This is a genomic window from Sporocytophaga myxococcoides DSM 11118, assembly GCF_000426725.1.
In the GTDB taxonomy this organism is placed as follows: domain Bacteria; phylum Bacteroidota; class Bacteroidia; order Cytophagales; family Cytophagaceae; genus Sporocytophaga; species Sporocytophaga myxococcoides.
In genome coordinates this window covers 202,283-216,088 of sequence record NZ_AUFX01000005.1, presented here as the reverse complement: position 1 = coordinate 216,088, position 13,806 = coordinate 202,283, and the positions used below count along the sequence as shown (strand labels likewise).

The window sequence follows — 13,806 nt, the reverse complement described above, 5'->3', positions numbered from 1 at the left end:
TATCCGCTTGACAAACAGCTTTGTTATATTGGTAGATAAAAATGATTCTGAAAAAGGATTAATGGAAAAAATGGAAGCCCACCAAAAAGGTGAGTTGCACAGAGCTTTCTCCATTTTTATTTTTAACTCAACCAATGAACTCCTTTTACAAAAAAGGGCGACTTCGAAATATCACTCCGGAGGTTTGTGGACCAACACATGCTGTAGTCATCCTGCTCCTGGAACCCTTATTTCTGAGGAAGCGGAGAAAAGGCTTTTTGAAGAAATGGGATTTACCACCAGCCTTCGTAAAATCTTTTCATTCATATACAAAGCAGAACTCGACAACGGGCTCACAGAATATGAATTTGACCATGTTTTTACAGGTTTATATGATGGCCATCCCAATATAAATTCTGAAGAAGTTGAAGATTGGAAATTTATAAAACTTGAAGATCTGAAACTGGACATTATTGAGCATCCGGAGAGATATACTAAATGGTTTTTGATTTGCTTTCCTAAAATTGAACAGTATGTAAAAGAAAATAGGTAATTACACCACACCCCAAATTAAATCCTCATTATTTTTTAAACATTTCTTCCTGATAAGTGTTATGATTAGTTCTTCTATATATAGAGAACCACAATCAATCTATCTATCCAGTACAACACTTTTATGTGGGAGAGACAATTTTTACTTGAATATTTTAAAAAAACAGCATTATCAGCAACCCGAAAATTACTTTCAGGGCTATTAGCTGTAATTTGCTTTACCAGCAATTTATATGCAAGCTCTAAAAATCCAGTTGTTATTACAGATAACAGGTTCGATTATTCAATATCCGAAAGATATTTTTCAATTACAGAAGATCCTTCAGATCGCTTTACCTATGAAGACTTTACAGACCAAGCCAAATCTTCTCTTCTAACAACTACCAAAAATCAAAAACTGTATAATTATAATCCTACATCTGCATACTGGATTAACACAGATATCCATTTTAAAGCCTATCAGAAAAACAAATGGATATTGGAACTCCTGGCAATACATACCGAAGAAGTTGATCTCTATCTTTTTGAAGATGGGAAGCTAACAGAATTCAGAAAAACAGGCGAAAAGTATTCATTTTATGAAAGAGACTATCCAACCAAAAATATCATTTTTGATCTTCCATTAAAACCAAACCATAACTACAAACTCTTATTAAGGCTAAAGTCTCAGCATCATGTGCCTTTTCAGTTTAAAATCAGGAGCCAACAGCATTTTTCATATTATTCTACCCATGAATATCTGTATCTAGGTATTTATTATGGAATTTTACTTATAATAACTTTATACAATGCATTGATTTATACCAGCACTAAAGAGAAGGTTTATTTGTATTATGTGATCTACGTATTCACCGCTATACTCCTATCTCTCACAGAAGATGGCTTTGGATTTCAATTTATCTGGAAGAACTATCCTGAAGTCATACCTTACTTGTATAAGTATATAGCCCCTTCATTATTTCTTTGCAGTTCTGTATTCTATTTTGATTCCTTTATGGGATTAAAAAGGAGATTTCCAGCGATTAGGCTTGTGGTTTTCGGAACAGTTGCTATTTATTTTCTTTTCTTTTCCTTGAACTTCATTTACATAAAATTCAATTTCCCTTCCTACATATTTTATGCAATTCCATTCCTAGTTGTGCTTTGTTGCACGCTCTACATGGCTATAAGAGGCTATTATCCTGCAAGAATATTTATTATTGCTTATACATTCATTTGTGTGAGTATCATTATCAAAATACTTCAAGTTCTATCTATTGTAAAACCCAATATACTCACGACCTATAGCTTCAATTATGGCATCACGTTTGAAGTCGTGTTGCTTTCTTTTGCTCTTGCAGACAGGTTCCGCACAATTAAAAGAGAAAAGGAACGCGCACAAAAATCAATGATTCAAGAGCTGAAAGAAAACCAGGTCTTGAAAGATCAGCTCATTCTTGAATACAAAAAGAATGAAGCATTGAATGAAAAAATCACTAAAGAACTGGAAGCACAGGTTGCAGAGAGGACCAGAGAACTTCAGGAAAAAAATATCGAGCTTGATACCTTTGTATTCAAAGCTTCTCATGACATTAAAGGACCTTTAAAGTCAATTATTGCTTTGACAAAAATAGGAATAAAAGACATACAGGATCCTTCCGCAGAGCCGTACATGCAGCACATACTTAAGAGTTCAGAGAAACTTGACAAGCTTTTATATGATCTTCTTTCAATCACAAAAGTAAAGAAAACAAATCTTTCCTATGAAGCGATAGACTTTAGACTAATGGTGGCAGATGCGCTATCAAGTTTTAAAAATTTTCCGGAATTTCCATTTATGACATTTGATATACAGATAAATGAAACAGTGAAATTTTATTCGGATAAAAATTTAATTAAATCTATCATTCAAAATCTTATTGAAAACCCAATTAAATACAGAGATTGCGACAAACCAGAAAGTTTTCTGAAAATAGAAATAAACTGCGATAATGAGGAAGCCAGACTGGTATTTACAGATAATGGATTAGGAATAGCCAATGAGTATCATACCAAGATCTTTGAAATGTTTTGCAAAGCAAATGAGAACTCAAATGGAACAGGATTAGGACTTTATATTGTGAAGATAGCTTTGGAGAAGCTTAATGGAAAGATTACATTATTAAGTGAACCGGGAAAAGGATCCTGCTTTTCTGTTGTGATACCTAGTCAAAAAAATGTATATAAATCTGCTGAATATGAAGAAGTCATTCATCAGAAAAATTAAAATTATGAATGACTTCTTTATTCAAAAAGATTTTAATATAAATACCTTACAAAAGCCTCAATAGCTTCATATTCAGGTAAGCCTAATTTGTTATACAGATCTGCTGTTGCTTTATTTCTTTCTTCTGCCCTCTGCCAGAACTCTCTTGAATCAGATCCTTGAAATACTACACCATCTTTCTGCGACTGATGTTTGAATATTCCGTATCTCTTTCTCAATACCTGATCAGGGCTCATTGGAACTGCCATTTCTATCTGATGTACATCCCACTCCTGCCATGCTCCTCTGTATAGCCACAACCAACAATCTTTAATCCATTCCTGATTTTCAGGGTCATTTTTTAATCTTTTTAGAGCTTCAAATACAGCATCGAGACAGACTTTGTGTGTGCCATGCGGATCTGCTAGATCTCCAGCTGCATATATCTGATGGGGCTTGATTTGCTTGATCAAATCTACCGTTAGCTGTATGTCCTCTTCGCCCAAAGGTTTCTTCTGAACCATTCCTGTTTCATAAAAAGGAAGATTCATAAAATGCACGTTATTATCTGGAATACCAACAAACCGGCAAGTTGCTTTGGCTTCAGAAACCCTTATCAACCCCTTTATCTGGCGCACTTCGTCAATATCTTTTTCGCTTTGTTTTTTATTCTTCAAGAACTCTCTTGCATTTTGATAAATAGCATCTATCTCAGAGTTGTTCAAACCAAACTTCTGATCAAAGCCAGTAACAAAATCAGCATATCTCAGCGCCTCTTCATCTGAAACAGCTATATTTCCGGAAGTCTGATATGCCACATGGACATCGTGTCCTTGGTCCTGAAGCCTCATAAACGTTCCCCCCATAGAGATAATATCATCATCGGGGTGCGGACTAAAAATCAATACCCTTTTAACTGCAGGTAATGCCCTCTCCGGTCTCTTACTGTCATCTGCATTTGGTTTACCTCCAGGCCAACCAGTAATTGTATTCTGCAACTGATTAAATACTTCAAGATTAATATCATAAGCAGGACCATGTTGAGCTACAAGCTCTCCCATTCCGTTATCATTGTAATCTTTGTCTGTCAGCTTTAACACAGGCTTTTTCAAAGATACAGCAAGACCTGTTACAGCTTTTTTAATAAGCTTTTTATCCCAGGTAAATGTATCAACAAGCCATGGAGTCTTAACACGAGTAAGTTCCGCCGCAGAGGCTTCGTCCAGAATAAAAGTTGCATTAGGGTGATTTTGGAGATAAGAAGCTGGCACGTGCTCAGAAACCGGACCTTCTATAGATGCTTTAACAATTCTGCTTTTATGTTCTCCAAGCGCCATGAGAACTACTCTTTTTGCATGAAGTATAGCAGATACGCCAAGAGTAATAGCGGTCCTTGGGACATTATGCAATCCATTGAACTCCTGAGAAGCTGCAGCTCGTGTGCTGTGATCTAAAGCTACCAATCTCGTTTTGCTGTTGGAAGTTGAACCAGGTTCATTAAATCCAATGTGACCATTTCCCCCAATTCCCAATAACTGGAAATCAATACCTCCATGCATTTCTATTCTGCTTTCATAGTCCCGGCAAAATGAGGCTATCCGTTCTTTGCTAAGAGTACCATCAGGAATATGGTAATTTTCAGGAAGTATATCTACATGGTTGAACAGTTGCTCTTTCATAAACCTCACATAGCTATACAAAGAATCAGGCTGCATTGGATAATATTCATCAAGATTAAATGTAATCACATTTTTAAAACTTAACCCCTCTTCCTTATGCATACGAATAAGCTCCTTGTAGACCCCCTTGGGTGTAGAACCGGTCGCCAACCCAAGTATGCATGGCTTATTCAACATCTGCTTGCTTCTTATAATCTGTGCTATTTCTATAGCTACAACTTTTGATGCAATTCCTGCATTTGAAAAAATTTCCGTTGGAACCTTTTCAAATCGTTTAGACAGTTCTGAATCAGGTATTAAGACAGCCATTTTATCATTACTGTTCAGGATACCATTTTCCGAACTTATTGTAGATCCTTTTACTGAAGCCTCTCTCATATATCAATACCTGTTTTTCCTTATTCTATTTGAACCGTATTCTTTAATTTTAGTTTGCTCTTTACGAATACATTTGCAGGGAGTTTCCCCTTAGCTTTTTAATGGCACTAAAGCTCCCTTTTTAATTTCTTCTACTACTCCCGGATCTAGCAAAGTGGATATATCTCCTAAGTTTGAAACATCACCTTCAGAAATTTTTCTCAGAATCCTTCTCATTATCTTTCCAGATCTGGTCTTCGGTAATCCACTTACTATCTGAATTTTATCAGGTTTAGCAATAGGGCCTATAATTCTGGTTACTGTTGCAAGAATACTTTGTCTGATTTTCTCATGATCTTTATCAACATCCTCACAAATCACAAAAGCATAAATGCCCTGTCCTTTAATGTCATGAGGATATCCAACTACAGCAGATTCAATAACTGCTTCATCTTCATTGATTGCATTTTCCACCTCTGCAGTTCCCATTCTGTGACCAGAAACATTTATCACATCATCCACACGACCTAGTATTCTATAATAACCATCTTCGTCTCGGCGGCATCCGTCGCCAGTGAAGTAAAGATTTTTATAGGTTGAAAAGTACGTCTGTCGGCAACGTTCATGGTCTCCATAGGTTGTTCTTATAATTGAAGGCCATGGAAATTTAATACAAAGATTTCCCTCAACGTCATTACCCTCAAGCTCCTTACCTTCACTATCAACAATTACAGGCTGTATACCCGGTAATGGAAGGGTTGCATAAGATGGCTTTGTTTTAGTAATTCCGGCTAAAGGAGAAATAAGAATTCCGCCTGTTTCTGTCTGCCACCAGGTATCGACAATAGGGCAATTGTTTTTTCCCACATGATCATCATACCAGTGCCATGCTTCTTCGTTTATTGGTTCACCTACGGAACCAAGCACTTTTAAGCTTCCAAGATTGTGAGGAGTAACGTGCTCCAGACCACAAGCCATTAATGATCTTATAGCCGTCGGAGCTGTATAAAAATGCGTTACCTTATATTTATCTACCACTTCCCAGAACCTTCCAGGAGAGGGATATGTAGGAATGCCTTCAAATAGTACGCTTGTTACCCCGGCCAGGAGAGGTCCGTAAACAATATAGCTATGTCCTGTAATCCAGCCAATATCTGCTGTACTCCAATAAATACTATCTTTTTCGCATTGAAATACATTACTGAAAGAGTATTCAGAAAATATCATGTAGCCTGCCGTTGTATGAACAACACCTTTCGGCTTACCTGTAGAACCTGATGTGTATAAGATAAATAATGGATCTTCGCTTTCCACAGCTACGGCCTCATTCAGAGGGCTAGCTTTCTCCATTAACTCATTCCACCAGAGGTCTCTTGGAGATTTCATTTTTACAGGCTGTCCAGTACGCTTGTAAACTATTACATTCTTTACTCCAGGGCTATTCTTCAGAGCTTCATCTACAATGTCTTTGATTGCTATGGTTTTATTGCCTCGGAATGAACCGTCTGATGTTATGACTAAATCAGCTTTTGCATCGTTTATTCTGTCAGATAGAGAGGTTGCACTAAAACCAGCAAATACTACTGAATGGATAGCACCAATACGGGCACATGCAAGCACTGCCACGACCACTTCAGGGATCATTGGCATGTATATGCAAATTCTCTCTCCTTTTTTTGCACCTAATGACTTCAGCACATTCGAGAACTTACAAACTTCAGTATGCAATTGGTTATAGGTAATTGTACGTCTGGCTTCCGAAGACTCATTAGGTTCCCAATAAAAGGCCACTTTATCACCGTTTTCCTTTAAATGTCTGTCAAGACAGTTTTCAGAGATATTAAGTTGCCCTCCTGAAAACCATTTTACATCAGGCTCAGAGAAATTCCAGTCCAGCACCCTATCTCATTTTTTCTTCCATTGAAACCTGTCTGCCTGCTTTGCCCAGAATGCTTCCGGATCCTTAACACTTGCAGCATACTCTGCCTGGTATTCTTGCAGATTGTTGATTTTATATGCCATAAACTGAATAAAAATTTAGGTTTGTTTTTACTAGGTATTAATTCAAGAAAATTATTTTAAGTCATCATTAGATGTGAGCGTCCTTTTGCTTTTATAGCCTCTTACTGAGAAATATAAGATATAGATATAACATAAAAGAACTACCCAGAAACTTGAAGTATATCCAGTTTTTTCGGCTATCCCTGCTTGTATCAAAGGAATTAAAGCTCCCCCTACTACCATTGTAACGAGTAAACCAGAACCTTTACTTGTAAATTTCCCAAGGCCATTTAGTGAAAGAGGGAAAATACACGGCCACATTACAGAGTTAAGCAGCCCGACAAGAACAAGCAACAAGATGGAAGCCGGAATCTCAATCTTCGGCAACCCCTGATCAAAATCAAGTACCATTAGTCTGATCCCCACAAAGTAGGAATCCAATAAACCAGTCATACTTGCCCCTACAAACAGAACTGCTAAAAAAGCTACAACACGTAACATGATTTCTGCTCTTACTTTTTGGCCAATAAAACTTCCAATTAGCCTTCCAACCATGGCACTGCCCCAATAATAGGCTAAAAGAGAAGAAGCAAGAGTTTCTTCATTGAATTTAGCAAAAATGGTTGGGGATGCTTTTATTAAATTATCTTCTACAATATACAGGATCAGAATACTTCCAATGGACACCTCAGCTCCCACATAGAAAAATATAGCTCCTGCTCCCGCAAACAAGTGATTGAAATCAAAAATGCTTCCCTCCAGCATATCTCCTTTCTCCACCTCAGACTTTATTTTGGGAAGATTCAAAAAATACAGAATTACACCTATTCCAAAGGTCAAGAGAGCAAGGGCAATGTATGGACCTCTCACCGCAGCTGCCTTTTCAACTGTATTATTAAGGTCTGGATTCAGAATAAACGCACTTCCAATGATGGGACCAATAAATGTAGCTGTAGAATTGAGAGCTCCTCCAAGATTTAACCTGGATGCACCTGTTTCCTCAGGCCCAAGAGCAACGATGTATGGATTAATTGCGACCTGTAAAATGGTCAAACCTACGGCTACAATAAATAGAGCTAACAAGAAAAAAGGATATGAAATAATGATACTTGCTGGCACAAACAACAACAAACCACTACCCATAACTGAAAGAGAAATAGCCAACCCTTTTTTATATCCTATCTTTTGTATAAGATATCCCGATGGTACTGACATGATAAAATATGCTCCGAAAAAACAAAACTGGATAAGCATTGCCTGCCAGGTTTTAAGGTTAAACAACCCTTTTAAACTCGGAATCAGAACATCGTTCATTACGGTGATGAAACCAATCATAAAAAACAGTGATACCATAAGCGCCAATGGTACGCCGTAATTGGTATTTTCATTTCCCGAAATCTGAGCGGGTCTGGAATCTTTGCCGAATGTGGCCATATTTTAGATTTAATATTTTAAAAGTTACTTATAAAATTAAGATCAAGTTCAGTCACAAATGCTGTGGGTTATTTCACAATATTATAATTACTCAACTTCCTCCCTCAATTATTTTCCAAAAAAACAATATTTTTTCAGACCATCAAGATTTTCAAACCTTTGTTTTTTCTGAAAGTCCTAAAAAAGATTCATCCTAAATTCTTCTCCTGAAGGAGAAGGATTTTAATACTCCTAAAAAATCTAGTACTGATGATTGGATAAACTACATAAAACCTACCAATAAGTTTAAAACATTTATCCGGCAAATCCTATTTACCCAACAAAACATCATCTAAATGCATTTGCAAGAATACCTACCTCCCGGGCTTGAAGAGATTTCTTATGTTTAAAACTCAACTTTAAACTTTCAGCTTTAACCACTTACAACTATTTACCATTCTCCAATGGGGGCAATTTTTATTTACCCGATTAAAGATTTAAGTTTGCCAATTAATTATAATGTGAGGTAAGATGAATAGTATTTATTTCTGGAACTCCTGGAAAAAAAGTCAAAAGATAGTTTTTATTTCAGCAATTGGCCTGTCTGTTCTGGCTTTGATATACTTCTTTGCCGGATGGTATCTAGAGAACAAACTGGTCATCCAATGGGAAGTTGATTCTAATGCTGAAACATTAAATACTCCAGTTGACACGTTCGTTAAACACCTTTTTAAATACACTGTTGAGTCTGATAGCTATCTCCTATCCCAGACTTTCAAGGGAAGTAGTCTTCATCTCTATCCCTTGACATCCTACATTTACTTTGCTCTTTCCGTGGCGGCGATAATATTACTATTAACGACCTTTACATATCTGGACCTTATCTGGTATGGAGCTGCAATGCTTGTCTTCACCTTATTTTTATCAACTCTTAAGACAGATTTAATTGGAGTTTTTAAAATATATGGGAATCAATTTCTGGCTGGCATGCTCGTGATTTACCTTATCCCCAGTTATTATTTTCAGGCATTTAAAAAAGATACTGCATTTTCTATAAGACTGAGTGTATTTACAATTATCACTCTTATTCTTGGCATTATTATAGGAAAATTCAGTGAAGTAAGTACGCCATTTTATTATATGGCCAATTTCGGAATAGCTGTTCCAATAGCCCTTACAATGCTATTTCTATTTCTGATCTCCTTTGAAATTATTAACAGTTTTGTATTTCTAACTGCCGGTTCCAAAAACATGGCAGGCAAAAATTCTATTTTAAATTTCATCATCATAACTTCTTTATATCTGGGCAACCTGTTACTACTGCTGCTCAAGAAGATGTTGATTATTCAATGGGACAGCCTGATCTTAAATGCATTCTGGATATTTCTGATCTCCGCTATTGTCGGACTTTGGGGGTACAAAAAAAGAGCTCCTCTTTTCTATGATATTATCCCGTTTCGCCCTTTCGGAGCGTACTTTTATGTAGGGTTGGCAATTGTCTCCCTTTCTGTCTGCGGTTATGCACTCATTTCCGCAAATGATCCACTTAAGGAGTCTATCGAATATGCCATTATATATTCGCATCTCGGTATAGGCGCCACATATTTTCTATATATTATCTATAATTTCTATGACCTTTTTCCAAGAAATGTTAAGGTCTATGATGTCGTTTACCAGCCTAAAAGGCTGCCATTCTTTATGGTAAGAGGTATTGGATTTGTCGTGGTGTTAGCGCTCTTTTTATATTCAAACAGATTTGCTTTCTACTTGTGCCTGTCTGGGTATAATAATGGAATAGGTGATGTTTATCTTCACGAACAAAATATTCTTCTAGCCAAACATTATTATAGAGAGGGTGTCATTAATGACTTTCAGAATCATCGCAGTAACTACTCACTGGGAGTGATTGCTGAAAAAGAAAACAACAGAAGAGAAGCTGTGGACTATTTTGCTTCTGCCAGTGTGAAAAGACCGATGGCAGAGGCTTACGTAAATCTCAGCAGAATATATTTTCAGGAAAACATGTTCTTCCCTGCGCTTTTTACACTTCAGGAAGGTTTACAGAAGTTCCCAGATAATGGCATGATTCAAAACAATCTTGGTGTGCTATATATGAACAAAAGCATGTCAGACTCCACCTATTTTCATTTGACGCAAAGTGAGAAAAATCTTAAAGAAAATAAGTCTGTGGCTGCTGGCAACATTTTGAATTTCCTTACCAGAAAAGGACTTACAACAGAAGCAGACTCCATCAGCAGTCAAGGGCTTTTTGAAGATGCGATTGCGTATCAGACAAATAAACTTTCTATCCTCAATTTCAATGGCAAAAAATATCAGTCGGGATTAAAAAAAGATTTTATCAAAGACAGTATTTTATCTCTCGAATCTTACTCCTACCTGAACAATATAACATTAAACCATCTTAAAGATGGCAACAAAGAGATTCTTGATCACATCAAATCATTTGTAAAATGGCAGGGAAATGAAGAATATAAGGAACAACTCACTTATTTAACCGCATTATATTACTATTACAATAATGAAGGTTTGAAAGGGAAGGAAATACTAGACAACATCAGATTAAATTCTTCTTTTGCTCCTACTTACAATTCTGTTCTTGGTCTTTGGATGATGCAACACGATCTTTATAGGGTGGCTATCGACTACTTCTCACAAAGTAAGGCAGAACTTAAAAGCTCCAATATTCTTTATTATGCCATTTCCCTTATGGAAACTGGAGATTTTGAAGGTAGCAAAATAATACTGATGCAATTAAGTTCTGTTCCCGACAAGAACATAAACAAAATTACTGAGAATCTGCTTCAAATCATTAATACCTCTGCGATTGGAGAAGTTAAAACCTGGAGTGATGAGTTGAAGCTTCAGTTCATCCATTATAAAAAAGGCTCTTTAACCACTGAACAAATAAAAGAGCTATTTAGCTCTATGTCACGTGGAAACGCAAAGATAGAAGTCACAGCAGATCTCATGGAGTTTTATCTTTCTCAAAATAAAATTCAGGAGGCTGATTATTTCTTTGGCGCTCTGGGAGTAATTGAGAAAGAAGAAAATGATGCTCAAAGCTTTTTAAACAGGACATATCTGAAATACCTGGCACACAAAGGTGAATATGAGGAACTCAACAAGCAGATCACCAAAGTTTACCTGAATGTGGATGATTCCAAGCTTAAGCCTTTCTTTTCTGCCTTGTATGATGAAGCCAGGAACAATACAAAAAATGCAATGTTAAATTTTAACAAAGCATTGCAGCTAAATCCATTCAATGAAGGAGTACGCATTGCTGCAGCTCTTTTCTTTCAAAAGAATGCTCAGGGAGAAAAGGCTTATGACATTCTTCTAAAAGGGATCGATATCAATAAATACAGTGTTCAACTTATTAAAGCCTACGCCCTGCAAGCAGTAAGAATAAACCTGGTTTCCTACGGAGAAAGCATTCTTGAGGACCTTAAACTATATGTGAGTCCTACAGAATTCTCACAATTCCTAAAAACTTTTCAGGAAGAGGTTAAGAAAAACCAAGACGCTGAATAATATGAAAATATATACCAAGACAGGAGATCAGGGCCAGACAAGTCTTTTATCTGGAGGAAGAGTTTCCAAATCTGACATAAGAATAGAAGCTTATGGCACAGTTGACGAGCTGAACTCTTATCTTGGATTGGTGAGAGATCAGGAGGTGAATAAAGTAAGGACCGGCCTTCTTGAAGAGATTCAGGAAAAGCTCTTTGTTATAGGTGCAATTTTGGCAGCAGGAAAAGATCCTGAAAGAATGAAATTGCCCCAGGTATTAAATGAAGACGTGGAAAAATTGGAAGCCGCAATCGATATTATGGAAGCAGAATTGCCTCCTTTGAAAAACTTTATTCTACCAGGAGGCCATCCCTCTGTTTCCTATACACATATTACAAGGTGTATTTGCCGTAGGGCTGAAAGGCTTGTGATTGCCTTGCATGAACAACATCCGGTAAACGACATTATAGTTATCTATCTAAATCGTCTTTCTGACTACCTATTTGTTCTTGCGAGAAAAATGTCTCATGAGCTGGGCATAGAAGAGCACGTTTGGAAAGGCCGAAAAGCGTGAACAGCCAGATTTAAATTTTGTTAATATCTTTTTAATACATATATAAATAAATATGACCAACGAACAATACAAAGATCTAAAAGGCAGAGTTGCTGCTTTGAGGAGGTATCTTTGACTACGACAACAAAGTAGAACAGATAGCAGAATCAGAAAAAATTACAACTGCAGCCAATTTCTGGGATAATCCCAAAGAGGCTGAAGTAACGCTTAAATCCATTAAGTCACTAAAGGTCTGGACGGATTATTATAAACAAATTGAAGATACGTTCAATGATTTTGAAACCCTTTATGAGTTCTATGAAGCTGGTGATGTGGAAGAAGCCGAGATAGACAAAGAATTCACTAAAGTTTCAAAAGATGTAGAAGGACTTGAATTCAAAAAAATGCTTAGTGGAGAGGAAGATCAGTTAAGCGCTATTATTGAAATCAATCCTGGTGCAGGAGGAACAGAAAGTAATGACTGGGCTGGGATGCTTATGAGAATGTATATTATGTGGGCTGAAGCTCATAAATTTGGTGTAAAAGAAGTCAATTATCAAGCCGGTGAGGTTGCCGGAGTAAAATCCGTTACATTGGAAATTACTGGTGATTTTGCTTACGGATACTTGAAATCTGAAATTGGAGTACACAGACTGGTTAGAGTCTCCCCTTTTGATTCAGGGGGAAGAAGACACACCTCCTTCGCCAGTGTTTTTGCTTATCCTGTAGTAGATGATACGATTGAAATCGATATTAACCCGGCAGATATTGAATGGGATACATTCAGAGCTGGAGGTGCAGGAGGTCAGAACGTGAATAAGGTAGAAACTGCAGTACGATTGAGACACAAACCCTCTGGGCTTATTATTGAGTGTCAACAAGAACGTTCTCAGCTCCAAAACAAAGACAAGGCTTTGAAACTTTTAAAATCAAGGCTATATCAAATAGAAGTAGACAAGAAAAACGAAGCAAGAGCAGCCGTAGAAAGCACAAAGAAGCGAATTGATTTCGGATCACAGATACGCAACTATGTATTGCATCCGTACAAACTTGTTAAAGACTTAAGAACTGGCATAGAGCGCACAGATGTTCAAAATGTGCTGGACGGAGATCTTGACGAATATATTAAAGGATTTTTAATGGAAGCATAAACTTAGAAAAGCCTCGACAAAAGTCGGGGCTTTTTATTCCCCCTTTTATTCGGCTTTATCCATTGACACTCTCATAAATTCATATCCTCTTATACCTTTTATCTTTTAGAAATGATTTTCATGTCTTTGCCCAAATACTCATGAGTAAAAAATCAAATTTTATCTCCCACATAAATCATCAAATGGTAAAAATCTTGTAAAATAATACACAAAATTAATTTCTCAGCCAGAGCCTGCACATCAGATAAGTTTAATTTATTATTTAAATAATGCCAAAATGCAGAATAATAAATTTTAGCCTGAAAAAAAAGCTTTTCCATCTAAAACATGTAACCTTTTTTAAATGTAGTAACATACAACTGATGT

7 protein-coding genes and 1 pseudogene are annotated in these 13,806 nt (G+C 36.7%); 5 read left to right on the top strand and 3 right to left on the bottom strand.

The features are described from left to right. The first annotated feature begins 7 nt into the window (after positions 1-7). Both idi and K350_RS0106865 read left to right on the top strand, forming a co-directional pair. Complete coding sequence (gene idi, locus K350_RS0106870) at positions 8-532, top strand: isopentenyl-diphosphate Delta-isomerase (RefSeq protein ID WP_028979272.1); 525 nt, start codon at positions 8-10, stop codon at positions 530-532. Between the two features lie 123 nt (positions 533-655). Further along, a complete protein-coding gene (locus tag K350_RS0106865; RefSeq protein ID WP_028979271.1) occupies positions 656-2,776 on the top strand; it encodes a sensor histidine kinase in 2,121 nt (706 codons plus the stop codon). Positions 2,777-2,808: 32 nt separating this feature from the next. Here the strand turns inward: K350_RS0106865 and nagB are convergent, their stop codons facing one another. The 3 genes and pseudogenes from nagB to K350_RS0106850 form a co-directional block, all read right to left on the bottom strand. Next, positions 2,809-4,743 carry a glucosamine-6-phosphate deaminase gene (nagB, locus tag K350_RS0106860; RefSeq protein ID WP_156026976.1) on the bottom strand — a complete coding sequence of 645 codons (1,935 nt, stop codon included), beginning with the start codon at positions 4,741-4,743 and terminating at the stop codon, positions 2,809-2,811. A 159-nt stretch (positions 4,744-4,902) separates the two neighbouring features. Further along, positions 4,903-6,813, bottom strand: a pseudogene (gene acs / locus K350_RS27780) (acetate--CoA ligase). A gap of 51 nt (positions 6,814-6,864) precedes the next feature. Further along, complete coding sequence (locus K350_RS0106850) at positions 6,865-8,226, bottom strand: sugar MFS transporter (protein ID WP_028979269.1); 1,362 nt, start codon at positions 8,224-8,226, stop codon at positions 6,865-6,867. Between the two features lie 510 nt (positions 8,227-8,736). On the opposite strand from K350_RS0106850, the gene K350_RS0106840 reads away from it, so the two are divergent. The 3 genes from K350_RS0106840 to prfB all read left to right on the top strand — a co-directional run bounded on the left by K350_RS0106840 (position 8,737) and on the right by prfB (position 13,440). Beyond that, positions 8,737-11,757: a tetratricopeptide repeat protein gene (locus K350_RS0106840; protein WP_028979267.1), complete on the top strand. Its 3,021-nt coding sequence runs from the start codon at positions 8,737-8,739 to the stop codon at positions 11,755-11,757. Position 11,758: 1 nt separating this feature from the next. Continuing rightward, positions 11,759-12,310 carry a cob(I)yrinic acid a,c-diamide adenosyltransferase gene (locus K350_RS0106835; RefSeq protein ID WP_028979266.1) on the top strand — a complete coding sequence of 184 codons (552 nt, stop codon included), beginning with the start codon at positions 11,759-11,761 and terminating at the stop codon, positions 12,308-12,310. A gap of 52 nt (positions 12,311-12,362) precedes the next feature. Further along, positions 12,363-13,440, top strand: a protein-coding gene (gene prfB / locus K350_RS0106830) for a peptide chain release factor 2 (RefSeq protein ID WP_156026961.1) whose coding sequence is annotated in 2 segments (ribosomal slippage) — positions 12,363-12,422 and positions 12,424-13,440 — 1,077 coding nt in all. Because the reading frame shifts where the segments join, the coding sequence is not laid out codon by codon here. Positions 13,441-13,806: the final 366 nt, after the last annotated feature.

What these genes read in the sequence shown, in the direction of transcription:
- K350_RS0106865 (WP_028979271.1), top strand. Translation starts at nt 656, where the DNA reads ATGTGGGAGAGACAATTTTTACTTGAATATTTTAAAAAAACAGCATTA.
- nagB (WP_156026976.1), bottom strand. Translation starts at nt 4,743, where the DNA reads ATGGCTGTCTTAATACCTGATTCAGAACTGTCTAAACGATTTGAAAAG.
- K350_RS0106850 (WP_028979269.1), bottom strand. Translation starts at nt 8,226, where the DNA reads ATGGCCACATTCGGCAAAGATTCCAGACCCGCTCAGATTTCGGGAAAT.
- K350_RS0106840 (WP_028979267.1), top strand. Translation starts at nt 8,737, where the DNA reads ATGAATAGTATTTATTTCTGGAACTCCTGGAAAAAAAGTCAAAAGATA.
- K350_RS0106835 (WP_028979266.1), top strand. Translation starts at nt 11,759, where the DNA reads ATGAAAATATATACCAAGACAGGAGATCAGGGCCAGACAAGTCTTTTA.